The 21,459-nt window shown below is 71.2% G+C and carries 24 protein-coding genes and 1 tRNA gene; 8 read left to right on the forward strand and 17 right to left on the reverse strand.

The features are described from left to right. Positions 1–40: 40 nt before the first annotated feature. Both GH747_RS02880 and GH747_RS02885 read left to right on the forward strand, forming a co-directional pair. Positions 41–562, forward strand: coding sequence for a peptidylprolyl isomerase (locus GH747_RS02880; RefSeq protein WP_205602732.1), 522 nt, complete (start codon positions 41–43; stop codon positions 560–562). A gap of 25 nt (positions 563–587) precedes the next feature. Then, a complete protein-coding gene (locus tag GH747_RS02885; RefSeq protein WP_149768041.1) occupies positions 588–1,496 on the forward strand; it encodes a rhomboid family intramembrane serine protease in 909 nt (302 codons plus the stop codon). On the opposite strand, the gene GH747_RS02890 is transcribed toward GH747_RS02885, so the two are convergent. Then, positions 1,493–2,254: a DUF881 domain-containing protein gene (locus GH747_RS02890; RefSeq protein WP_149768042.1), complete on the reverse strand. Its 762-nt coding sequence runs from the start codon at positions 2,252–2,254 to the stop codon at positions 1,493–1,495. The genes GH747_RS02885 and GH747_RS02890 overlap by 4 nt on opposite strands. Before the next feature lie 106 nt (positions 2,255–2,360). Here GH747_RS02890 and GH747_RS02895 point away from each other — a divergent pair, with 106 nt between their 5' ends. Beyond that, the gene (locus GH747_RS02895; protein WP_149768043.1) at positions 2,361–2,654 is read left to right on the forward strand and encodes a cell division protein CrgA; all 294 of its coding nucleotides are present in this window, start codon (positions 2,361–2,363) and stop codon (positions 2,652–2,654) included. 142 nt (positions 2,655–2,796) lie between these two features. Here the strand turns inward: GH747_RS02895 and pknB are convergent, their stop codons facing one another. From pknB to GH747_RS02925, 6 genes are all read right to left on the reverse strand, one after another. Further along, a complete protein-coding gene (gene pknB, locus GH747_RS02900) occupies positions 2,797–4,605 on the reverse strand; it encodes a Stk1 family PASTA domain-containing Ser/Thr kinase (RefSeq protein WP_149768044.1) in 1,809 nt (602 codons plus the stop codon). A 73-nt stretch (positions 4,606–4,678) separates the two neighbouring features. Beyond that, positions 4,679–6,154, reverse strand: a complete 1,476-nt coding sequence (locus tag GH747_RS02905) for a peptidoglycan D,D-transpeptidase FtsI family protein (protein ID WP_149768045.1) — start codon at positions 6,152–6,154, stop codon at positions 4,679–4,681. Continuing rightward, positions 6,151–7,536: an FtsW/RodA/SpoVE family cell cycle protein gene (locus tag GH747_RS02910; RefSeq protein WP_149768046.1), complete on the reverse strand. Its 1,386-nt coding sequence runs from the start codon at positions 7,534–7,536 to the stop codon at positions 6,151–6,153. The genes GH747_RS02905 and GH747_RS02910 overlap by 4 nt, the downstream gene beginning before the upstream one ends. After that, positions 7,533–8,858 carry a PP2C family protein-serine/threonine phosphatase gene (locus GH747_RS02915; protein WP_149768047.1) on the reverse strand — a complete coding sequence of 442 codons (1,326 nt, stop codon included), beginning with the start codon at positions 8,856–8,858 and terminating at the stop codon, positions 7,533–7,535. Before GH747_RS02915 ends, GH747_RS02910 begins: the two co-directional genes overlap by 4 nt. Positions 8,859–8,866: 8 nt before the next feature. Then, positions 8,867–9,352, reverse strand: coding sequence for an FHA domain-containing protein FhaB/FipA (locus GH747_RS02920; RefSeq protein WP_149768048.1), 486 nt, complete (start codon positions 9,350–9,352; stop codon positions 8,867–8,869). Then, complete coding sequence (locus GH747_RS02925; RefSeq protein WP_323740620.1) at positions 9,349–10,194, reverse strand: DUF3662 and FHA domain-containing protein; 846 nt, start codon at positions 10,192–10,194, stop codon at positions 9,349–9,351. Before GH747_RS02925 ends, GH747_RS02920 begins: the two co-directional genes overlap by 4 nt. 189 nt (positions 10,195–10,383) lie before the next feature. Between GH747_RS02925 and GH747_RS02930 the strand changes: the two genes are divergently transcribed. Together GH747_RS02930 and GH747_RS02935 are read left to right on the forward strand one after the other, a co-directional pair. Beyond that, positions 10,384–10,466: transfer RNA gene (locus GH747_RS02930), tRNA-Leu, on the forward strand. Between the two features lie 85 nt (positions 10,467–10,551). Further along, positions 10,552–11,793: a D-arabinono-1,4-lactone oxidase gene (locus tag GH747_RS02935; protein WP_149768049.1), complete on the forward strand. Its 1,242-nt coding sequence runs from the start codon at positions 10,552–10,554 to the stop codon at positions 11,791–11,793. Here the strand turns inward: GH747_RS02935 and GH747_RS02940 are convergent. From GH747_RS02940 to GH747_RS02955, 4 genes are read right to left on the reverse strand one after another with little or no spacing between them, the layout of a single operon-like run. Beyond that, a complete protein-coding gene (locus GH747_RS02940) occupies positions 11,790–12,590 on the reverse strand; it encodes an SDR family oxidoreductase (RefSeq protein ID WP_149768050.1) in 801 nt (266 codons plus the stop codon). The genes GH747_RS02935 and GH747_RS02940 overlap by 4 nt on opposite strands. Before the next feature lie 59 nt (positions 12,591–12,649). Continuing rightward, complete coding sequence (locus GH747_RS02945; protein WP_149768051.1) at positions 12,650–13,312, reverse strand: hypothetical protein; 663 nt, start codon at positions 13,310–13,312, stop codon at positions 12,650–12,652. Next, complete coding sequence (locus GH747_RS02950; protein WP_149768052.1) at positions 13,309–13,929, reverse strand: TetR/AcrR family transcriptional regulator; 621 nt, start codon at positions 13,927–13,929, stop codon at positions 13,309–13,311. The genes GH747_RS02945 and GH747_RS02950 overlap by 4 nt, the downstream gene beginning before the upstream one ends. Beyond that, complete coding sequence (locus GH747_RS02955) at positions 13,922–14,776, reverse strand: alpha/beta fold hydrolase (RefSeq protein ID WP_163695262.1); 855 nt, start codon at positions 14,774–14,776, stop codon at positions 13,922–13,924. The genes GH747_RS02950 and GH747_RS02955 overlap by 8 nt, the downstream gene beginning before the upstream one ends. Before the next feature lie 86 nt (positions 14,777–14,862). Between GH747_RS02955 and GH747_RS02960 the strand changes: the two genes are divergently transcribed. After that, entirely contained in the window at positions 14,863–15,294 is a 432-nt protein-coding gene (locus GH747_RS02960; protein ID WP_149768054.1) for a GNAT family N-acetyltransferase, read from the forward strand. Between the two features lie 16 nt (positions 15,295–15,310). On the opposite strand, the gene GH747_RS02965 is transcribed toward GH747_RS02960, so the two are convergent. The 3 genes from GH747_RS02965 to GH747_RS02975 form a co-directional block, all read right to left on the reverse strand. After that, on the reverse strand, positions 15,311–15,973 hold the full coding sequence (locus GH747_RS02965) for a hypothetical protein (RefSeq protein WP_149768055.1): 663 nt from the start codon (positions 15,971–15,973) through the stop codon (positions 15,311–15,313). A 160-nt stretch (positions 15,974–16,133) separates the two neighbouring features. Further along, the gene (gene arfB / locus GH747_RS02970; RefSeq protein WP_149768056.1) at positions 16,134–16,577 is read right to left on the reverse strand and encodes an alternative ribosome rescue aminoacyl-tRNA hydrolase ArfB; all 444 of its coding nucleotides are present in this window, start codon (positions 16,575–16,577) and stop codon (positions 16,134–16,136) included. Beyond that, positions 16,574–17,005 carry a CoA-binding protein gene (locus GH747_RS02975; protein ID WP_149768057.1) on the reverse strand — a complete coding sequence of 144 codons (432 nt, stop codon included), beginning with the start codon at positions 17,003–17,005 and terminating at the stop codon, positions 16,574–16,576. Before GH747_RS02975 ends, arfB begins: the two co-directional genes overlap by 4 nt. A 109-nt stretch (positions 17,006–17,114) precedes the next feature. Here GH747_RS02975 and GH747_RS02980 point away from each other — a divergent pair, with 109 nt between their 5' ends. Continuing rightward, positions 17,115–18,077 carry an HNH endonuclease family protein gene (locus GH747_RS02980; protein ID WP_163695264.1) on the forward strand — a complete coding sequence of 321 codons (963 nt, stop codon included), beginning with the start codon at positions 17,115–17,117 and terminating at the stop codon, positions 18,075–18,077. A gap of 24 nt (positions 18,078–18,101) precedes the next feature. Here GH747_RS02980 and GH747_RS02985 read toward each other — a convergent pair whose 3' ends face one another. Then, on the reverse strand, positions 18,102–18,515 hold the full coding sequence (locus tag GH747_RS02985) for a VOC family protein (RefSeq protein WP_149768058.1): 414 nt from the start codon (positions 18,513–18,515) through the stop codon (positions 18,102–18,104). A gap of 22 nt (positions 18,516–18,537) precedes the next feature. After that, on the reverse strand, positions 18,538–19,203 hold the full coding sequence (locus GH747_RS02990; RefSeq protein ID WP_228552745.1) for a TetR/AcrR family transcriptional regulator C-terminal domain-containing protein: 666 nt from the start codon (positions 19,201–19,203) through the stop codon (positions 18,538–18,540). Positions 19,204–19,289: 86 nt separating this feature from the next. On the opposite strand from GH747_RS02990, the gene GH747_RS02995 reads away from it, so the two are divergent. Further along, positions 19,290–20,261 carry an NAD(P)-dependent alcohol dehydrogenase gene (locus GH747_RS02995; protein ID WP_149768060.1) on the forward strand — a complete coding sequence of 324 codons (972 nt, stop codon included), beginning with the start codon at positions 19,290–19,292 and terminating at the stop codon, positions 20,259–20,261. A gap of 3 nt (positions 20,262–20,264) precedes the next feature. Here the strand turns inward: GH747_RS02995 and GH747_RS03000 are convergent, their stop codons facing one another. After that, positions 20,265–21,413 carry a serine hydrolase domain-containing protein gene (locus GH747_RS03000; RefSeq protein WP_149768061.1) on the reverse strand — a complete coding sequence of 383 codons (1,149 nt, stop codon included), beginning with the start codon at positions 21,411–21,413 and terminating at the stop codon, positions 20,265–20,267. Between the last annotated feature and the right edge of the window lie 46 nt (positions 21,414–21,459).

The following is a 21,459-nucleotide window of genomic DNA, read 5'->3' on the forward strand; positions in this document are numbered from 1 at the left end:
GGGAGGATGGGCGCAGTAGCAACGGAGACGAGAGGCAATCGTGGCTGACCAGTCTGTGACCCTGAAGACCAACCGTGGTGACATCACCATCAAGCTCTTCCCGAACCACGCACCCAAGACCGTGGACAACTTCGTGGGGCTTGCGACCGGTTCCAAGACCTGGCGTGATCCGAGCACCGGCGAGGAGAGCAACGCCCCGCTGTACGACGGGACCACCTTCCACCGCGTCATCGACCAGTTCATGATCCAGGGCGGCGACCCGCTCGGCACCGGCACCGGCGGACCGGGCTACCAGTTCGAGGACGAGTTCCACCCCGAGCTCCAGTTCGACCGCCCCTACCTGCTCGCGATGGCGAACGCCGGCCCGGGCACGAACGGCTCGCAGTTCTTCATCACGACCGTGCCGACGCCGCACCTCAACCGTCGCCACACGATCTTCGGCGAGGTCGTCGACGACGAGAGCAAGGCCGTCGTCGACGCGATCGGCACGACTCCGACCGGCCGCATGGACCGCCCGTCCGAGCCGGTCGTCATCGAGTCGGTCGTCGTCACCGAGGCCTGAGCACGCTCCGTCGGACGACACCGCGATGACACAACCCCCCTTCGACACCGGGGCGGCGCCTCAGCAGGTGCCGCCCCGGTGCTACCGGCACCCGGACCGCGAGACCTACATCGCGTGCCAGCGGTGCGGGAGGCCGATCTGCCCGGACTGCATGAACGAGGCCTCGGTCGGCTACCAGTGCCCCGAGTGCCTGCGTGAAGGTCAGGCCCACGTGCGCCAGGCGCGTACGGCCGGTGGCGGCCTGGTGCCCGGGCGCCCGGGGGTCGTGTCGACGACGCTGATCGGCATCAACGTCGCCGCGTACCTGATCATGTCGGTGACCGGCGGTCTCTGGCTCAGCCCGCTGTACCAGTGGGGAGTGATGCTCGCCGACGGCGGCGTCTTCCAACTGCCGGATGGGTCGCTCGCCGCTCTCGACGGTGTCGCCGACGGCGCGTACTGGCGGATGCTGACGTCAGCGTTCCTGCACGCGAGCATCCTGCACATCGGCTTCAACATGTACGCGCTCTATCTCTTCGGCCCGGTGCTCGAGCGCTATCTCGGGACGGCGCGCTTCCTCGCCGCGTACCTCACGTCGGCCGTGGCGGCGTCGGTCTTCGTCTACTGGCTGTCGGGTGTCCACACGCCGACCCTCGGAGCCTCCGGTGCGATCTTCGCGCTGTTCGGCATGGCGCTGGTCATCATGTACAAGCAGGGGCAGGACGTACGCGGCCTCTTCGCGCTGCTGGCGATCAACGTCGTCATCACGTTCCTCCCCGGTCTCGACATCAGCTGGCAGGGCCACCTCGGCGGGTTCGTGACCGGCCTCGTCTTCGGTGCCGCCTTCGCGTACGCCCCGCGCGAGCGCCGCAACCTCGTCCAGTACGCCGTGTTCGGCGCCGTGTGGGTCGGGATCGTCGGCGCGACCGTCGCCCGGACGCTGCAGCTCGCCTAGTCGATGCGCGTCGCGTACTTCAGGTCGACGGTGCCGGAGAACGCGGGCGCGACGATCTCCGTCTTGGCGTCGATGTCGAGGCCCAGCCGGTAGCGCTCGGCGTAGTCGCGATAGATCTCCACGGCTCCCGACCGGCTCAGGCCGGCGTACAGGTCGGAGATGTCGCCGACGCCCTCGATCACGTACGGCGGGGAGTAGGGCACGCCGTTCAGGATGACGGTGTTGCCGACGCACTTGATGCCGGTCGTCGAGATGAGCCGCTGTCCCTGGACCGTGACCGCTGAGGCGCCTCCCTCCCACAGGGCGTTGACGAAGGCCTGGATGTCCTGCTGGTGCACCACGAGCAGGTTGGGGTCGAGGCCCGGCTCGTCGACGTCGCGTGGCGCGTCCTCGAGCACGATCCGAAGGCCGGGGCCGGTGACCTCGGTGAATCCGGCCTGCGCGCGGAGCGCCTGGACCTCGCGACGCGCCTCGACGACGGCGGTGTTGTCGACCTCGTCGGTGAGGGACTCGATCTGTCGGCCGAGGTCGTCGACCACCTGCTGCTGGGATGCGACCTTGTCGCGGCGCTGGTCGAGCAGGGTCGGCAGGTCCGTGACCTCCTTGCGGAGGTCGTCGCCCTCCGCGCTGATCGCACTGGTCACCAGGAGGATGCCGGCGAGCGCGGTCGTGACGGGCACGGCGATCCGCCACGGGCTGCGCGGCTGCGTACGAGGCCGCTGCCGAGGCGGCTTCGCGTCGTCGTCCGGGACCGTCACGGGTGCTCTCCTTCTCGACCCGAGGTGCGCCGACTACGCTAGCGGACAGAGCCAACTGTCCAGCCCGCCCGTCTGGGGCGTGCCCTTCCCTGTCGAGGTGTCCTGAGTGTCCGAAGCCGAGTCCAAGAAGTCTGCAGCGCGTTCGGGGAATCCCGCGAAGCGTGAGGCGGCGGCAGCTCCTGCCAAGGAGCCTCGCAAGCCCGCGAAGCCGGTCAAGATCGGCAACCGTTGGGCGGCGCCGCTGATGATTGCGTGCGCAGTGATCGGCCTGGTGTGGATCGTCGCGTTCTACGTCGCCGGCAACGAGATCCCTGGCATGAAGGAGCTCGGCTCCTGGAACCTCGTGATCGGGATGGGCTTCATCGTCGCGGCCTTCGGCTTCGCGATGAAGTGGGAATGACGCCGCCGGGCGAATGACAGAACTTCACCCGCACGACTTACACCGGTGTAGTTCTCCACACTGGGGATAAGCCCTGTGGAAGACGGAGGCCCTGGGATCAGCTGATCCCAGGGCCTCCGTCATGTCACACCGATCGTCGTGGCTATCCGCCGTCGTCCTCAGGGAAGAGGGGATCGGTCGGATCCGTCGGGACCTCAGGGTTGGTGGGGTCGGTCGTCGCCGGGCCGGTGGAGACCGTGAGGATGATCTGGTCGCCGGCGTCGGCCTGCTCGCCCGCACCCGGGATCTGCTCGGTGACGGTGCCGGGCGGCTGGTCGGACGCCGTCTCGATGACGCGCACCTCGAAGCCCGCGTCCTTCAGGATCTGCTCGGCCTCGTCGCGCATCTTGCCGACGACGTCGGGGACGTCGGTCTTGCCGGCAGAGACGGTCAGTGTGACCGACGTGCCCGGGTCGACCATCTCCCCGGGAACAGGATCCGTCTTGAGGATCTCGTTCTTCGGGGCGTCGGACTCCTGCGTGACGACCTCGGCCTTGAGGCCGAGCGCATCGAGCTCCTCCTTGGCCTGCTTGGCCTTCTTGCCGATGAGGTACGGGACCTCCACCTGCTCGGGTCCGGTGCTGACCACCATGGAGACCTCGGTGTCGGCACCCTTGGGCGTGTCCATCCCCGCGGGCGGGTCGGTCGAGACGACCTTGCCGGCCTCCACCTCGGCGTTGGGCTGCTCGGTGACCGCGCCCATCGTGAAGCCGTACTCGTCGCCGGTGAGCCGGCGCTCGGCGTCGGCCCGGTCCATGCCGACGACGTCGGGCATCTCGACCTTCGCCACCGGCGGCGGGTCGTTGTCGCCGATGAGCTTGGGGATGCCCCATGCAGCTCCACCGACGACGAGGAGGGCGGCGATCACAGACAGGATCCAGATCCACCGCCTGCTCTTGCCGTCCTCGTCCTCGTCGGGTGACGGGAGGACGGCGGGGGCGAGGGCCTCGGTCGCGGCGGCGGGCGGGACGGCGGCGTACTGCGCGGTCGGCGCAGCCGATGCTGCGGTCGGCTGACCGGACAGCACGCGCTCGATGTCGGCACGCATGGCTGCGGCGCTCTGGTAGCGCTCGTCGGTGCGCTTCGCGAGCGCGGTCGCGACGACCCGGTCCACGACCGGCGTGACCTCGGGGTTGAACGCCGAGGGCGGCGGCGCCTGCTCACGCACGTGCTGGAGGGCCACCGAGAGCGGGCTGTCGCCCTGGAACGGCGGGCGGCCGGTGAGCAGTTCGTAGAGGAGGCAGCCGGTGGAGTAGATGTCGCTGCGCGCGTCGACGGTCTCGCCACGCGCCTGCTCCGGGGAGAGGTACTGAGCGGTGCCGACCACGGCGGCCGTCTGCGTCATCGCCGAGGAGGTGTCCGCGATGGCCCGGGCGATCCCGAAGTCCATCACCTTGACCTGGCCCGACGGCGTCAGCATGACGTTGGCAGGCTTGATGTCTCGGTGGATGATGCCGGCACGGTGGCTGTAGTCGAGCGCCGCGAGGATGTCGGCGGTGATCTCCAGCGTGCGCTCGGGCAGGATCTTGCGGCCCTCGCGCTCCATCTCGCGCAGCAGGTCGCGCAGGGTCCGGCCCTCGACGTACTCCATGACGATGAACGGCACGGTGTGGCCGTCGGGTCCGGTGGCCTCACCTGTGTCGTACACGGCGACGATCGACGGGTGGTTCAGTGCGGCTGCCGACTGCGCCTCGCGGCGGAACCGTGCGAGGAAGGTGGGATCGCTGGCCAGGTCGGTGCGGAGGCGCTTGATCGCCACCGTGCGGCCCAGACGAAGGTCACGGCCGATCCGGACCTCGGCCATGCCGCCACTGCCCAGCAGACCGCCGATCTCGTAGCGGTCGCCGAGGCGGCCGTACGCTCCTGGCGGCCCTGCGTAGCCCTGTCCGGGGCCGGTGGGCGTTTCGGTCATCGTCTCCTGCTTCCTTCAAGGCAACTGCTCAAAAATAGCGGTTGGGCGGTGAGCGCCCGTGTCAGAGGCCAAGTCATCGGCCGATCACCGCCTCGATGATCGACTTCGCGATGGGCCCCGCCAGGCGGCCGCCGGAGATGTCGTCGCGCCCCGTGCTGGACGACTCGACCACGACCGCGACGGCGACCTTGGGGTCGTCGGCGGGTGCGAACGAGACGAACCACGCGTACGGGGGACGATCAGGCGTGGACTGCGCGGTCCCCGTCTTGCCGCCGACCTCGACGCCCGAGATCGCGGCTGGCGCACCGGTGCCGTTGTCGACCACGTCAACCATCATCTGACTCAGCCCAGCGGCTGTCCCGCCGGAGATCGCGTCCCGGATCTTCTCGGGCTCCGCGGTCTCGATCGTCTTGAGGTCCGGCGAGCGCACCGTCGACACGAGGTACGGCTGCATCAGCGCTCCGCCGTTGGCGATGGCGCCGGTGGCCATGGCCATCTGCAGCGGCGTGGCCGAGACCTCGTACTGACCGATACCGCTCTGCGCGAGCTGCGGCGGCTCGAGCTCCTTGTCGCGGTCGGTCGTGAACTGGCTCGCGTTGCTCGGAACCTGGTCGATCGGGCGCCGCGAGAAGCCGAACGCGTCGGCCTGGTCCTGCATGCCGGCCTGGCCGACCTGCATCGACAGGTCACCGAACGTCACGTTGCAGGAGACCTCGAGCGCCTGGGTGAGCGTGATCTGTTTGCCGCCGCAGTTGCCGCCGCCCTGGTTCACCAGCTCGTACGACCCGAAACCGGGTGCCGACAGGGACGACCCGCCCTTGACCGTGCTGTCCGGCTTGAGGCCGAGCTTCTCCATGGCTGCCGCGGCGGTGATGATCTTGAATGTCGACCCCGGCGGGAGGCTCTGCTGGGTGCTGCGGTTCAGCATCGGCTGGTCTTCGTTGGCGTTGAGCCGTTCCCACGCGTCCGAGACGGCCGTGAGGTCGTGGCTCGCGAGGACGTTCGGGTTGTAGGTGGGCGTGCCGGTCATCGCGAGCACCGCACCGGTGCTGGGGTCGATCGCCACGGCGGCGCCCTTCGCGTCACCGGGGAGGTCGGCGAGCCCTTCGGCGGCCGCGCGCTGCGCCTTGCGGTTGATGGTCAGCGACACGCTGCCGCCGCGAGGCTGGTTGGAGCCGATGAGGTCGACCACGCGGTTGACGAACAGGCGGCTGTCGCTGCCGGACAGGATCGAGTTCTGCGACTGCTCGAGCGCGCTGCGGCCGTAGGTGTAGCTGAAGTAGCCGGTGATGTCGGCGTACAGCTTGCCGTCCGGGTAGCGACGCTGGAACTGCCACTGGTCGTCGACCGGGACGCTCTCGGCGATCGGGCGGTCGCCGACGAGGATCGGACCACGCTCGCGCGAGAACTCGTCGTCGATCACGCGCTTGTTGCCGTTCTTGGCGTTGAGGGTCTCGGCGTCGACGAACTGGATGTAGTTGACGGCGAGCAGCAGCGACACGAACAGCGCCAGGCAGACGATGGACATCACGCGGATCGGCCGGTTCACAGCTTCACCACCTGGGTCGCGTCGTCCATCTGCAGCGGAGCGGACTCCGGCGGTGGACGGCGGCTCTGGTCGCTGATGCGGAGCAGCAGCGCGATGATCGCCCAGTTCGCGAGGATCGAGGAACCGCCGTACGAGAGGAACGGTGTGGTGAGGCCGGTCAGCGGGATGACACGGGTGACGCCGCCGACGACGACGAAGACCTGCAGCGCGATCGACACGGCGAGACCGGCGGCGAGCAGCTTGCCGAAGGCGTCACGGCAGAGCAGCGCGGTGCGGAGACCACGCTCGACGATCAGCGCGTACATCAAGATGACGGCCATCGCGCCGGCCAGGCCGAGCTCCTCGCCGATGGACGCGAAGATGAAGTCGGAGTAGCCGAAGGGTGTGATCTCGGGGCTGCCCTGCCCGAGCCCTCGGCCCAGGAGACCACCCCACGCCATGCCGTACAGGCCTTGGACGAGCTGGTAGGTGCCGTCGGTGACGGGGAACGGGTGGAGCCAGGCGTCGATGCGGACCTGGACGTGGCCGAACGTCATCGCTGCGAAGGTGGCGCCGCCGAGGAACAGCGTCGTGCCGACGACGAGCCAGCCGGGACGCTCGGTGGCGATGTAGAGCATCACCACGAACAGGCCGAAGAAGAGGAGCGACGAGCCGAGGTCGCGCTGGAACACGAGCACCCCGAGGCTGACGAGCCAGGCGACGAGGATGGGACCGAGGTCACGGCCGCGTGGGAAGTCGATCCCCATGAACCGGCGACCGGCCAGGGCAAGCGCGTCACGCTTCACGACGAGGTAGCCGGCGAAGAAGATCGCGAGGCAGATCTTGGCGAACTCGCCCGGTTGCAGGCTGAACGGGCCGATCCGGACCCAGATCCGCGCTCCGTGGATCTCGGTGCCGATGACGGGGAGGAGCGGCAGGATCAGCAGGACGAACGCGATCAGACCGAACGTGTAGGTGAATCGTTGGAGCTTGCGGTGGTCGCGCACGATCAGCAGGACGGCCACGAACAGGGCCAGGCCCAGCGCGGTCCAGAGCACCTGCCTCCCCGCGAACTGGTTGGCGTCCGCGCCGGACCGGTCGAGCTCGGCGAGGTCGATCCGGTAGATCATCGCGACGCCGAGCCCGTTGAGGGTGACGACGAGCGGCACGAGGACGGGGTCGGCGTACGGGGCGACGAAGCGTACGACGAGGTGGGTCGCGACCGCGATCACGACGAGGCATACGGAGAGGCCGAACACGAACCCGGGGATCCGGTCGCGCGCGCCGAGGCCGACCGCGCAGAACGCGGCGATCACGATCAGCAGCGCGAGCGCGACGAGGACCGCCTCGGCGCCTCGGCGCTTGCGGTAGACGACGCTGTTCGGGGCGGAGCTGGTGCTCATTCGACACCACCGCACTCCGCGCCGGGGGCGCTCGCCTGGGCGGGGTCGGCACACAGCGCAGCGATCTCGCGCAGCTGCTGGACGGTGTCACGCGCGTCGTCGAGCGACGAGGAGGCGATGCCCTTCTCGACCTGCTCGGCGCGGAAGGTCGGGAGCGACGCGACCGTGACCTCCGTGACCTCCTCGACGCTGTCGAGGTCGATCAGGGGCACGTCGGCCTGGATGCCACGGAAGATGGTGACGTTGCCGTCGGACGTGCCGACGTAGAACTGGTCCTGAGTCCAGTCGTAGGCGAGCTTGCCGGCGAGGGCGAGCAGGCCGACGACGACGACTGCCAGACCCAGGCGACGGAGCCACGGGTGTCGGCGGGGCGGCCGCGGCGCGTAGCGGAGCGCCTCGGGGTCGTTGACCTCGCGACGGCTGCCGTCGACCTCTCGGTCGGCCTCGTCGGTCGTCTCGGCTGCGTCGACCGGGTCGAGGCTCGTCGCCGTACGGGTCTGGGAGCCGCCGCGGCGGACCTGCTCGGCCGCTGCCCCGACGAGCATCGGCTGGCCGTCGGCGCTCGCCAGCGTCGGGTCGGGCGGGGCATCGAGGTCGATCATCTCGCCGAGGATGACGGTGACGTTGTCGGCGCCGCCGGCCGCGAGGGCGCGCTGCACGAGGTCGACCGCCGCGGCGTCGACGTTCGGAGCGCTCCGCAGCACGTCGGCGATGCCGTGGTCGTCGACCATGTCGGACAGGCCGTCGCTGCACAGGAGGTATCGGTCACCGACCTGGGGCTCGATCATCGTCAGGTCGGGCTCGGACTCGTCCCGGCCGAGCAGCACCCGCAGGATGAGCGACCGGTTGGGGTGCGTGCGCGCACCCTCGCGCGTCAGGCGCCCCTCGTCGACGAGGCTCTGGACGAGCGTGTGGTCCTTGGTGATCTGGTGCAGCTGGCCCTCGCGCATCAGGTACGCGCGAGAGTCGCCGATGTGGGCCAGGCCGAACGTCGTGCCGTTCCAGAGCAGCGCGGTCAGCGTCGTGCCCATGCCTTCGACGCTCGGGTCCTCCTCGATGACCTCGGCGAGGCGGTCGTTCGCGCGGTGCACGGCTCCGGCCAGCGCCTCGATCACGTCACCCGACGGCGGACCGTCCAGGCGGCGTACGACGTGCATGACCTCCGACGACGCGAGGTCGCCGGCCGCGGCTCCGCCCATGCCGTCGGCGATCACCAGCAGGTGCTGGCTGGCGAAACCGGAGTCCTGGTTGGACGACCGGCGGCGTCCCACGTCGGAGAGCGCGACGTAGGTGTAGCCGAGGCGAAGCTGCTGGGTCGTCACGACACCGCCTACTTCCGGAGCTCGACCACGGTCTTGCCGAGGCGCACCGCGACGCCCAGGTCGACCGGGACGGGGGACGTCACGCGCTGGTTGCCCAGGTAGGTGCCGTTGGTGGAGCCGAGATCCTCGACGTACCACTGCTGGCCGTTCGTGGAGAAGCGCGCGTGACGCGTCGACACATAGTCGTCGTCGAGCCTGATCGCCGCATCGGTGCCGCGCCCCAGGAGGATGTCGGCGCCCGTGACCGGGACCATCTGGCCGGCGTTCGGGCCGTCGATGACGACGAGCGTCGAAGGCATGCCGCGCTTGGGCTTGCGCCCGCCCTTCGGTGCCTTCTGCTTCGGGGCCTTCTGGCGCGGTTGCTTCGGGGCGCGGGGCGTGTCGACCTTGGCGCCGAAGATGTCGGACCGGATCACGGACACGGCGGACAGGACGAACAGCCAGAGAACCGCGAGGAATCCGAGCTGGATGAGGGTCAGCGTCAGGTCGGTCACCAGCGACCGCCTTGCGGACCTGCCTGCGGCGGTGGTCCGGCGGGTGGGAACGGTCCTGAGGACGGCATCGGGCCGGGCGGGGCGCCGGCGGGCCCCACAGGGCCGGTCGGGCCGACGGGCGGACCCGGGCGCGCGTGGGGGTTGCGGACGACGATGAGCGTGTTGCCGAGCTGGATCCGGGATCCGTCCGACAGCACGGCGTGGCTCACGCGGCGACCGTCGACCACGATGCCGTTGGTCGAGCCGAGGTCCTCGATGGCGACCCGGACGCCCGCGCCCTCCACGGTCAGCCGGACCTGCGCGTGGCGCCGCGACACCCCGGGGTCGTTGATGCGCAGCTGGGCCTCGGTGCCGCGGCCGATGACGACGCCGGGCGGCTCGACGGGATGGCGCACGCCGTTGACCTCGAGCACGAGCGGCGCCTTGGCGACGGCGGTGTCGGTCATCCGGACACCGGCGGCTGGCGTCACTGCGGCGGACGCACGCGAGCGGATGCGGAACCGGCCCGTCGTCAGGTCGGGCTGGTGCACGAACTCCATCTTGAGCGGGCCTGCGAGCGTGTAGTGCTGCTCGGCGACGTGCTCGTGGACAAGCTCGGAGAGCTCGCCGGACAAGGTGCCGCCGTACGGGGCGAGCCGCTCGTAGTCGGTCTCGGCGAGCTCGACGGTGAAGTCGTTCGGGACGAGGACGCGGTCGCGCGAGAGGATCTGCGCGCCGCTGTCGAGCTCACGCTGCAGCGCGGCTGCGATCTCGACGGGCTGCACGGCGCTCTGGAACACCCGCGCGAACGCACCCGACACAGCATTCTCGAGGCGCTGCTCGAAGCGCTGCAGCACTCCCATCGCTGCGACTCCCTCCAGTCGTCGGTGCCGGTCGGCGTCCGATCACGCGTACTCTTTCGGACAAGAGCACTGCGCGTCCACCTGATCGTATCGGGCAGGTGTGTGCGACGGAGCGGTCGCACACAGTGCGGCGCCCACGCACCCTCCGAATCCACCGTTGGGGACGGCTGTTAGAGTTGCCTCGCACTCGCGCGAGTGGCGGAATGGCAGACGCGCTGGCTTCAGGTGCCAGTGTCCGAAAGGGCGTGGGGGTTCAAATCCCCCCTCGCGCACAGTCGAGATCCCGGTCAGGATTCCTGACCGGGATCTCGTGCGTTCGGGCGGCTCTTTCGGTCCCGCACGTGCGACCGTGGAGGGGTGACGACGCCGGGACGCAACTGGGCCGAGACCCACACGTACGAGGCAGCTGCCCTGCACCGCCCGGCGGGCGTGGACGAGCTGCGGCGGCTCGTCGCGGCGGCGCCTCGCATCCGTGCGCTCGGCACCCGGCACGCGTTCCACGACCTCGCCGACTCCCCTGGCGTGCTGGTCAGCCTCGACGCGATCCCGGCCGACGTGGTCGTGGACCCCGACGCGCGTACGGCGACCGTCGGCGCGGGGATGCGCTACGGCGACCTTGCGCCCGTGCTGCACGACGCCGGGTGGGCGCTCGGAGCGATGGCGTCCCTCCCGCACATCTCGGTCGCGGGCGCGGTCGCGACCGGCACGCACGGGTCGGGAGACCGGATCCCCACGCTCTCCGACGCGGTCGTCGCGCTGGAGCTCGTCGGTCCGGACGGTGACCTCGTCACGCTGCGTGAGGGCGACCCCGACTTCGCCGGCGCCGTCGTGAGCCTGGGGGCGCTCGGGATCGTCACGCGGGTGACGTTGCGCGTGGAGCCGGCGTACGACGTGCACCAGTTCGTGCGCAACGCGGTCCCGTGGGAGACGGTGCTCGGCGACTTCGACGCGATCTCGTCCGCAGCCGACAGCGTCAGTCTCTTCACGCGGTGGGGCACGGACGTGGTCGACCAGGTGTGGATGAAGAGCCGGCGTCCGACCGAGCCGTCCGTGCCGTGGGGTGCGGCGGCGACCGCAGACCAGCATCCGATTCTCGGCATCGACCCGGTCCACGCCACCGTGCAGGGCGGCGTCGGTGGGCCGTGGTTCGAGCGCCTGCCGCACTTCCGGATGGGGTTCACGCCCAGCGTCGGCGCGGAGATCCAGGCCGAGTACCTCCTGCCGCGTGACCGAGCCGCGGAGGCGTTCGCGGCCTTGCGGACGATCGGCGCCCGGATCGACCCGCTGCTCCAGGTCACCGAGATCCGGACCATGCCGGGCGACGACCTCTGGCTGAGCCCGTCGTACGGGCGCGACACGGTGGCGATCCACTTCACCCTCGTCCGGGAGCCCGACGCCGTACGCCGCCTGCTGCCGGAGGTCGAGGGTGCGCTGGCGCCGTACGCGGCGAGGCCGCACTGGGGCAAGTGGTTCACCCTGGGTCGTGGGGCACTCGGCGAGCTCTACCCGCGGCTTCCCGACTTCGTGCGCCTCGCCGGCCGACTGGATCCCGAGGGGTGCTTCCGCAACGCGTTCCTCGAGGGGACGGTCTTCGGCTAGAGCCCGACCTCGGCGAAGACGTCGCGACCCTTGCCGCCCTTCGCGAAGCGCAGTCCGATGTCGAGACCGCTGACGCGACGGAGGGTCGCACCGTGCTTCGGCTTCGACTCGATCATGTCGACGATCGCTGGTGCGGCCACGCTGACCGGGTCGGCGATGACGTTCATCTGCTTGCGGACCCTCGCGAACCCCTCCTGGCCGAGCTCGTGGGCCTCGCGAACCATCCCGTCGGTGACGACGACCCCGGGGCTGATCGACGCGATCGTCACGGGTCCGCCGGCCGTCTCGCGCACCAGCGCCTCGGTGAAGGCGCGCAGGCCGCGCTTCGTCGACCCGTACACCGTCATGCCCGGGCGGATCTTGCCGTGCGACCCACCGCCGAGGATGTTGATCAGCTGGCCGTGCCCCTGCGCCGTCATGCCGCGTACGGCGACACGGCTGCCGAGGATCGTGCCGACCATGTTGGAGCTGACCATCTCGACGATCCACTCGGGCCGGAGGTCGACGACGGGGTGCACCGTACGAGCGACGCCGGCGTTGTTGATCCACACGTCGACCCCGCCGAGCTCGCCGGCGGCCGCGTCCCACAGCGCCTGGACCGAGGCCGGGTCGGACACGTCGCACGGCACGCCGAGCACGCGTCCGGAGCCTTCGACCTGCTCGATCCGCTTGGCAGCGTCGGCGACCGACTCCTGGCCGCGTCCGCTCACCACCACGTCGTGGCCACGGCGGCGGAACTCCTCCGCCAGTCCGTAGCCGATTCCCTTGCTGCTGCCGGTGATCACCGCGGTCGTCATGCGAGGAACGTATATGATAGGAACGGTGTTCCGCTAGAGGGAACGCGCTTTCCGTGAGCTCACGAGCGGCGGCGCGACAGGACGTACGCGACGACACCGCACCCCGCGGCGTACAGGAGTCCGTGGCCGATGCGCAGCGCAGGACCACCCCAGAACTGCGGCAGCACGAGGACGAGCGCGACCGCGAGCAGGACACCGCTGGCCCTCGGGTAGCGGCCGGACCGAGCGATCGCGACCGCGGCCAGCACCCCCGCCGCGGCGAGGAGCAGCAGCCCGACCCCGAACAGCGTGACGGCGACCGGCTGCTCCCGCAGCGTCGTGACCACGTCGAGCAGCGCCTGCCCACCGGGCGTCTCGGTGGCGAGCACGTGGATGCCGAAGATCTCGGCGCCGAAGTAGAGGCCGGCGAACGCGGCGCCGGCCCACGCCGTCCCGACCGCCCAGCCGGCGACGACTGCTCCGGCGGTCCCGGCGAGCAGCGAACGGAGCCCGAGCAGTGCGGGCGCGAGCAGTGTGAGCCCGGCGATGCCGCACAGGTGGGCGAGGATCCAGCGGCCGGAGCCGAACGCGGCCACGAGGTCGGCAGACGGTGTGGTCTCGTCGGCCCAGGGTCGCAGGATCGGGAACAGCGCGAACAGCGTGCCCGACGCGACGAAGGCGGTGACAGTCCAGGTCCGCGTACGGCTCGGCGTGGACGTTGCGGTGTGGGTGGCCGCGCTCATGAGGGTGCTCCCGACGGCGAGAGGTCGCCCTGCGCGGTGTTGACCGCGGCGAGACCGAGGATGACGACGTCGAGCAGGGTGTCGAACGTCGTGTCGAGGTCCTCCGGGAGGCGGAAGCCGAGGTCGAGCTCGAGGGTGACGAAGCCGTGGACGGCCGAGCGGAAGATGCGTACGGCGTCGACGAGGTGGTCGTCCGGCGCACCCGCCCCGCGCAGCACCGCTGCCAGCACGGCGACCGCCTCCGCACCGACCGTGGCGAGGGCCGCGTCCGCGGGGTCGTCCGGGTCGGCTGCGACCTGCAGGGCGGCGTACCGGCCGGGATGCACCGTCGCGTAGTCACGCATCGCGTGGCCGAGCGACCGGATCGCGTCCGGACCCGACCGGCCGACAGTCGCGCGGCTCGTCGTGCGGACCAGCTCCCCCACCGCGTGCACGGCGACCTCACGGCGGAGGTCGGCGAGGGAGGCGACGTGCTTGTAGAGGCTAGGGGTCGAGACCCCCGCCTCCGACGCGACCGCGGCGAGCGTGAGGTCGGCGAAACCCGTACGGCCGCCGGCGTCGACCACGTCGAGGGCGACCGCCACCACGCGGTCGCGGTTGAGGCCGACCCTAGGCATCGGCGCCGCTCCGGTGCGTCGCCGAGGCGAGGAACGGCAGCAGCAGTGCGAGGACGTCGCCGGCGGCCTGGAGCTGCGGGTAGTGCCCGACCCCGCCGAGCACGACACCCTCGGCGCCCACGCTCTCGCGGGCGAACGCGAGCTCGGACTCGGGGTCGGAGAAGTCGGGGTCGGTGTCGCCGAAGACGGCCAGGACCGGCGTACGGACGTCGGGGAGGCGCGCCTCCGTCTCCCGGTGGTCGAGCGCCGTGGTGAGGCGACGGAACGCCCGGAGGTGGGCGGGGTCGCTGAAGGTCTCGCGCAGGAGCGCGATCCGTGCGTCGAGGTCTGGCGTCGGGCGGCCTTTGCTGAGGGCCGACCGCACGTACCAGGACCAGACGGCGGCGCCCCACGGGCGGGCGAAGAGGACCCGGTAGACGAGGCGCAGCAGAGAGCTCACGGCCGGCGAGACAGGCTCGCGGTAGAAGCCGGACAGTGTGACGACGCCGGCGACGAGCTCGGGCCGGTCGGCGGCCGCGATGAGGGCAGCGGACCCGCCCATCGAGTTGCCGACGAGGACGGCCGGGCCGGAGGCGAGGTGCTCGACGAGCGCGACGAGGTCGGACGCGGTGACGGCGTCGCCGTAGGCGCGGAAGTCGGTGTCGGAGTCGCCGTGGCCGCGCAGGTCGGTGACGACGACGCGATATCCGGCGTCGACCAGTGCCGGGGTGAGGAGCGCGTACGTCGCGCGGAGGTCGCCCATGCCGGGGACGAGGACGACGAGCCGACCCGCGCCGGCGTCCGTGTAGGCGATGCGGCCCTCGGGGACGGTGAGGTGCTGGAAGTCTGTGTCGGTGCTGTGGCTCATATGCATCACCGTACGGCTAATGGAATTAACTTTCAAGGGGCGGTGCATGCGGTCGGGTGCGGGCATCCGTGTCGTACCGTGACGCAGTGACTGCCGATCCCGCGCCAGCGCCGTACGCCGTCTCCGACGACCCCGCGCTGCTCGACCGCGCCCGCATCCACACCTGGCTCAGCGAGGGTGCGTACTGGGCGCTCGGGCGGACTCGCGAGGTGCAGGACGCGGCCATCGACGGCTCGCTCAACTTCGGGGCGTACGACGCCGCGGGCGAACAGGTCGCGTACGCCCGAGTCGTGACCGACCGGGTGACGTTCGCGTGGCTGTGCGACGTGTTCGTGGCTCCGGCTGCGCGGGGCCAGGGAGTCGGTGTCCTGCTGCTGGACAGCGTCGTCGCTGCCCTCGACGCGATGCACCTGCGCCGGGCGGTGCTCGCCACCGCCGACGCCCACGGGCTCTACGAGAGGTACGGCTTCGCGGTGGTCGACGAACCCGAGCGGTGGATGGTGCGGCCCGGCTCGTGAGCCGGGCCGACGCCGGTCAGTCCACCCAGGTCGCGCCCTCCTGGAAGATCAGCTCGCCCTCCTCGACGCTGAGCGAGTCCTCGGGCCACTCGTCGGGGTCTCCCGGGAGCAGTCCCTCGTTGGCGACGGCGAGCGTCACCTGGGCGACCGGATCGACTCCGGACGTGTCGCCGAGGCGACTCCAGCCACCCGGCCCGCTGCCGTGCGCGAGGGCGTACAGGGCGGCACCAAGATCGTTCACCGGCCCCTCGATCTCGTCCGGCGCGGCACGCTGCGCGACGATGCCGGCCGCGAGGACCGCCTGCGGGTCGGTGATCCGGTAGTCGGTGCGCTGGAGGATCGTCACCCCGGTGATGGCCTCGTCGAGGAGCGGCGCCGCGTCGGAGTCGTCGTCGTGCGCGTGGTCGTGCTCGTCGTCGACGTCCTCCTCGATGATCGCGAACGGCGGGAACGTGCCGCTGTAGTCGTACTGCGCCTCGTCGTACGCCTCCAGCGCGACGGCGAGCGCGTCCTTCGCGGCGCTGATCGTGGCGACGTCGGCGTCGGAGCCGGCCGCAGCGACCGCGACGGTGTGGGTGCGGAGTGCGGAGGTGAGGGCCTCGGCGGCGCGGACGAACGAGTCCTTCGCCTCGTCGGTCCAGCGGTCCGGGCCGGTGTTCTCGGGGTGCTCGTCGGTCATGAGGTCGAGAGTAGCGCCGGGGGGTTTCGACTCGCTGCGCTCGCTCAACCAGCGGGGGGCGGGTTTCGACTCGCTGCGCTCGCTCAACCAGCGGGGGGGCGCTCGCTCAACCAGCGGGGGGTGGGTTTCGACTCGCTGCGCTCGCTCAACCAGCGGGGGGCTACTCGTCCCGCACGCGGCCGCGGTGGGACTTGGTCACCGACCGTCGGCGCTTCGCCTCGACCCGGCGCCGCTGCGACCCGCGGGTGGGCTTAGTCGCCACCCGTGGTCGGGGCGGGGGCGCGAGCGCGGTCCGGAGGCGTTCCGCGAGACGTTCGCGGGCCGCGACCCGGTTGCGCAGCTGGGACCGGTGCTCGGACGCGGTCACGCTGATCCGTGGACCGACCGCAGCCAGGACGCGATCACGCTGCTGCGGCGTCAGCGTCTCGGACGCGGCGACGTCGAAGACGATCTCGACGCGGCTGTCCGTCGTGTTCACCGACTGCCCGCCGGGGCCCGGCGACCGCGAGAAGCGCTCGTCGATCTCGTGCTCAGGGACGACCAGCCCGCGGGGGATCCCGGGGCCGGGGGGAACGACGAGGGGGCCGGTCGCCGCCGGGCTCACGATGCTCCTGTCCCCCGATCGGTGCGCGACCACTCGATCAGAGGACAGGTGTCCATCACCATGGCGACGCCTGCCGCCCGGGTCCGCTCGAACGCCGCCTCGTCGATGACGCCGAGCTGGAACCAGACACCCTTGGCGCCGATCGCCACGGCCTCGTCGGCGAACGGACCCGCTGCCTCCGAGCGCCGGAACACGTCGACGACGTCCACGGGGAACGGGACGTCCGCCAGCGTCGCGTACCCCTTCTCCCCCAGCACCGTCGGTGCGTCGGGATGGATCGGGACGATGCGCTTGCCGCGGGACTGGAGGGCTTCGGCGATCCGGTACGCCGTGCGCGACCGGTCGCCCGACAGCCCGACGACGGCCCACGTCTCGAGGTCGTCCAGCATCAGCGAGACCGCGTGGGGGTCCTGCCACTCGGTGTCCATGAGACCGACGGTAGCGCTGCCGGGAGTGCCGCGCCCTTGTGTCCCTCCCGTGCTCTCTGTCCCGTGCTGTCTGTCCCGTGCTGTCGGTCCCGTGCTGTAGAACCATCGGGTGCCCCTCCGTGCGACCCGCCTCGTCCTGGCTGCTGCTGCCGCCCTCCTTGTGCTCTCGGGCTGCGGTCCGGTGGACGGCGACCTGGCGGCGCAGGGGGCGACCGAGACCGCCGCGCCTGCGGAGGTCGCCGACCAGGTGACGAGGGCGCGCACGATGCTGGACGGGCTCGAGGTCGCCGGCCGCGCACCGAAGACCGGCTACGACCGGGTCCGCCAGTACGGCCAGGCGTGGGCCGACGTCACCCGCACCGGCTGCGGCACTCGCGACAACGTGCTCGCCCGCGACCTGCGCGACCCCGAGAAGCGCAACGCGTGCGTGGTCGTCGCCGGGAGTCTCGACGACCCCTACACCGGCTCGACGATCGCCTTCCGCAAGGCCGACGCGGCAGCGGTGCAGATCGACCACGTGGTCCCGCTCTCGCTGAGCTGGCAGCTCGGCGCGCAGCAGTGGCCCGTCGGCAAGCGCGTCGCGTTCGCGAACGACCCGCTCAACCTCCTCGCCGTCGACGGGCCGACCAACTCCAGCAAGTCCGACTCCGGCCCAGACGCGTGGCTGCCTCCCCACAAGCGGTACCGCTGCACCTACGTCATCCGCTTCACCCGTGTCGCCGCCGCGTACGCCCTGCGGGTGACCGCTCCGATGAAGGCGGCGATCGTCCGCGTCCTCGACGGGTGCACGCGCGTCGTGGGCTCGCCGGCCGATCTCGAGCCGCTGCCGGAGTCGGTCTGGTCGTACGCAGCAGGGTTCGCGAAGGGTGCGTCGTCGAGCCCGCCGGCGACCGCGGCTGTCGACGCGAGCGCGTGCCCGGCCGCGAAGCCGGTCAAGGGCAACGTGCCCGGCGGAGGCGGGGACCGGATCTACCACCTGCCGGGCACCCGCTGGTACGCCAGGACGGTGCCCGAGGAGTGCTTCGCGACAGCCGCCGCGGCGGAGGCGGCGGGGTTCAGGTCTCCGCGATAGCCCCGCGGCCCGACTCCCGCTCGCTCACCCGTCCTGCTCGGCGACCTCCGCGTCGCTGCGCAGGATGCAGAACTCGTTGCCTTCCGGGTCGGCGAGCGTGATCCATCCCGTGCCGTCGGGCCGGCGGAAGTCGCCGAGCTGCGTGGCCCCGAGAGCGAGGACGCGCTCGACCTCGGCGTCACGGGAGCGATCGGTCGGGCGCAGGTCGAGGTGGATGCGGTTCTTGATGGACTTGCCCTCGGGCACCTCGATGAACAGCACCGGTCCTGCCGCGCCGGCGCTCCCGTCGGCGGGCGGCACGATCATGCACTCCTCGTGGCCGGGCTCGTTCGGATCGCCGGGGACGTCCGTGTAGCCGACCAGCACCTGCTTCCACCACTCGGACTGGGCGTAGGCGTCGTGCGCGTCGATGGTCGTGTGCGAGATCCGTGAACTCATGGCCCGACCGTACGACAGGGGGTCAGCTGTCCGTCACGGCCTCGGCGAGCCGACGCTGCTCGAGGGCGTCGAGGATCAGGTCGAGCCCGTACGCGTACTCGTCGCCGAACGCGTAGCCCGGCTTCATGACGTGCTCCACAGCGATCTCCGTCAGGTACGGAAGGTCGTGGGGAGCGACGTCGCCGAGGAACTCGCCCGCGACGTCCGCGGCGCCGTCCCCGTCGCTGAACGGGAGGTTGATCTCCTGGACGACCTGCCCGAACAGCTGCGCGTCGAGCAGCGCGAAGGCGTGGGCGGCGAGGACGACGGAGAAGCCGCCCTGGCGGAGGCAGGCGAGGACGGCTTCGTGGTGCCGCAGGGTCGCGGGCGCGGGAGCCGACCGCGACTCGACGAACCCGACCGCCCACGGGTGGCGCAGGAGGACCTCGCGAGCGGACATGCAGCGCCTGCGGATCTCAGCACGCCAGTCCGTGCCGGCGACCGGCAGGTCGATCTCCGCGAAGACGAGGTCGACCATCCCGTCGAGCAGGGCGTCCTTGTTGGCGACGTGGTGGTAGAGCGACATCGCCTCGACCCCCAGCTCGCGCGCGAGCGCCCGCATCGTGAGCGACGCGGCCCCCGACTCGTCTGCAAGTGCCACGGCCGTCTGGAGCACGAGGGCGCGGGTCAGGGGTGGACGCCGTGACATGAGCTTCTCCTGCATGCGGGTTGCGCTGACTTACACCGTAAGGCTAGCGTGGAGGTCTGTCCTTACAACGTAAGGTTGTGATTCACGTGAAAGCGATCGTGCAGGACGAGTACGGCGACGCGGATGCGCTCCAGCTCCGGGACGTGCCCGACCCGGCTCCCGCGAAGGGCGAGGTCGTGCTCGACGTCCGAGCGGCCGGCCTCGAGCGCGGTGCCTGGCACCTCATGACCGGACTGCCGCTCGTCGGTCGTGCCGCGATGGGGATCCGGCGACCACGGTGGCCTCTCGGCATCGAGGTCGCCGGCGTGGTCGCGGCCGTCGGCGACGGCGTCTCGGAGCTCGCCGTCGGTGACGCGGTCCTCGGCGCCGGCAGGGCTGTCTACGCCGAACGCGCGCGGGCCAAGGTCAAGCATCTCGTCGCGAAGCCGGACGAGCTCTCGTTCGCCGAGGCCGCCGCCCTCCCCGTCTCGGCCGTGACCGCGCTCCAGGCGGTCCGGGACGTGGGCCGGGTGAAGGCGGGAGACCGCGTCCTCGTCATCGGGGCGTCCGGCGGGGTCGGCACGTACGCCGTCCAGATCGCGCGCTCGCTCGGCGCCGAGGTCGCCGGCGTCTGCCGCACCGACAAGGTCGAGGGCGTGCGAGCGCTCGGGGCGGACCCGGTCCTCGACTACACGCGCGACGACCTCAGCAGTGTCGACGGCCGCTTCGACGTCGTCATCGACATCGGCGGGCGGCGCCCGCTCTCCCGTCTGCGACGGCTCCTCACACCGCGCGGGACGCTCGTCATCACCGGTGGCGAGGGCGGCGGGCGATGGCTCGGCGGCCTGGAGCGTCAGATGATCGTGCTGGTCTGGTCGCCCTTCCTCCGCCAGCGCCTCACGTCGTTCATCTCGGTCACGAAGGCTGCCGACCTCGCAACGGTCGCCGACCTCGCGGCACGCGGGGAGATACGTCCGGTGATCGACAGCACCTCGTCACTCGACGCGATGCCCGACGCGATGCGCAGGCTGGTCGCCGGCGACGTGCTCGGCAAGATCGTCATCAGCGTGTCCGGCTGAGGGTCACTCCCACGCCGCGCGCCAGAACGCCTCGAACACCGGGGTGGGCTGCGGCGAGGACCACATCTGGTTCGTGAGGAGCACGGCCACAATGTCGGCGTCCGGATCGATCCACAGCGTCGAGCCCATGCCGCCGTCCCACCCGTACGACCCGGTGCGGCGGCCGTCGGGCTGGTCGCCGGTCTTCACGCCGAACCCGAGCCCCCAGTCGGACAGACCGTCGGCGTCGATCTGACCGACCCGTGGCCTGGTCGCCTCCGCGATGATCTCGGCCGACAGCACGCGGGTGCCGTCGTCGGTGACGCCACCCGCACGCAGCATGCGCCCGAACGCGGCCAGGTCGGAGACCGTCGAGACCAGGCCGTCGCCGCCGTTGGGGAACGCGGGGGGCTTCGACCACTGCCCGTCAGCCGGGTCGTACGGGGTGAGCGCGCCGCCGTCACCCGGCAGCCAGTGCGGGCCCAGCTCGACGGCCAGCCCCGGGCGTACACCGAAGCTGGTGCTCGTCATCCCGAGCGGGTCGAGCACGCGCTGGGCAAGCACGTCCGGCAGCGGGGCGCCGGCCGCCCGAGCGACGAGGACGCCGAGGACCTCGCACCCGGTGTGGTAGAGCCAGCGCTCCCCCGGCTGGTAGGACAGCGGCACCGACCCGACCGCTCGCATCCACGCATTGGGGTCCGGGTTGGTCTGTGGGGACGGAGGTCCCGCCTGCAGCCCGAGACCCGCGAGCGCCGAGAGCACCGGACCCGGGAACGGGCCGGTGAAGTCGAGTCCGATGCCGAGCCGGAGCTCGAGCACGTCGGCGACCGTGATCGGGCGGCCGGCCGGGACGGTGTCGTCCAGCGGACCGGAGGGGTCGCTCAGGACGCGGCGCTCCGCGAGCTCCGGCAGCCATCGCTCGACCGGCGCGTCCAGCCTGAGCGTGTGGTCGTTGAGGAGCGACAGCGCCGCCGCGGCGACCACGGGCTTCGTCACCGACGAGATGCGGAAGGGCGTGTCGACGCGCACGGGCCTGCGGTCGTCGGGCCCGTACGACCCGTATGCGCCGACGGCGACCTCGTCGCCGCGCACCACCAGCCAGGCGAGTCCCGGCGGCTCGGACCGATCGGCGAACGGGGTGACGGCTTCGGTGACACGGGACTGCAGATCCATGGTTCTCCTTCGCGGAAGCTCTCAGGAACGACCGGGCCGGGTCGCC

The sequence above is a fragment of the Mumia xiangluensis genome, assembly GCF_010994095.1.
Lineage (GTDB): Bacteria > Actinomycetota > Actinomycetes > Propionibacteriales > Nocardioidaceae > Mumia > Mumia xiangluensis.

What these genes read in the sequence shown, in the direction of transcription:
- GH747_RS02975 (WP_149768057.1), bottom strand. Translation starts at nt 17,005, where the DNA reads ATGGACACCGAGTGGCAGGACCCCCACGCGGTCTCGCTGATGCTGGAC.
- GH747_RS02990 (WP_228552745.1), bottom strand. Translation starts at nt 19,203, where the DNA reads ATGTCACGGCGTCCACCCCTGACCCGCGCCCTCGTGCTCCAGACGGCC.
- GH747_RS02925 (WP_323740620.1), bottom strand. Translation starts at nt 10,194, where the DNA reads ATGGGAGTGCTGCAGCGCTTCGAGCAGCGCCTCGAGAATGCTGTGTCG.
- pknB (WP_149768044.1), bottom strand. Translation starts at nt 4,605, where the DNA reads ATGACCGAAACGCCCACCGGCCCCGGACAGGGCTACGCAGGGCCGCCA.
- GH747_RS02965 (WP_149768055.1), bottom strand. Translation starts at nt 15,973, where the DNA reads ATGACCGACGAGCACCCCGAGAACACCGGCCCGGACCGCTGGACCGAC.
- GH747_RS02955 (WP_163695262.1), bottom strand. Translation starts at nt 14,776, where the DNA reads ATGAGCCACAGCACCGACACAGACTTCCAGCACCTCACCGTCCCCGAG.
- GH747_RS02950 (WP_149768052.1), bottom strand. Translation starts at nt 13,929, where the DNA reads ATGCCTAGGGTCGGCCTCAACCGCGACCGCGTGGTGGCGGTCGCCCTC.
- GH747_RS02945 (WP_149768051.1), bottom strand. Translation starts at nt 13,312, where the DNA reads ATGAGCGCGGCCACCCACACCGCAACGTCCACGCCGAGCCGTACGCGG.
- GH747_RS02910 (WP_149768046.1), bottom strand. Translation starts at nt 7,536, where the DNA reads ATGAGCACCAGCTCCGCCCCGAACAGCGTCGTCTACCGCAAGCGCCGA.
- GH747_RS02885 (WP_149768041.1), top strand. Translation starts at nt 588, where the DNA reads ATGACACAACCCCCCTTCGACACCGGGGCGGCGCCTCAGCAGGTGCCG.
- GH747_RS02985 (WP_149768058.1), bottom strand. Translation starts at nt 18,515, where the DNA reads ATGAGTTCACGGATCTCGCACACGACCATCGACGCGCACGACGCCTAC.
- GH747_RS02940 (WP_149768050.1), bottom strand. Translation starts at nt 12,590, where the DNA reads ATGACGACCGCGGTGATCACCGGCAGCAGCAAGGGAATCGGCTACGGA.
- GH747_RS03000 (WP_149768061.1), bottom strand. Translation starts at nt 21,413, where the DNA reads ATGGATCTGCAGTCCCGTGTCACCGAAGCCGTCACCCCGTTCGCCGAT.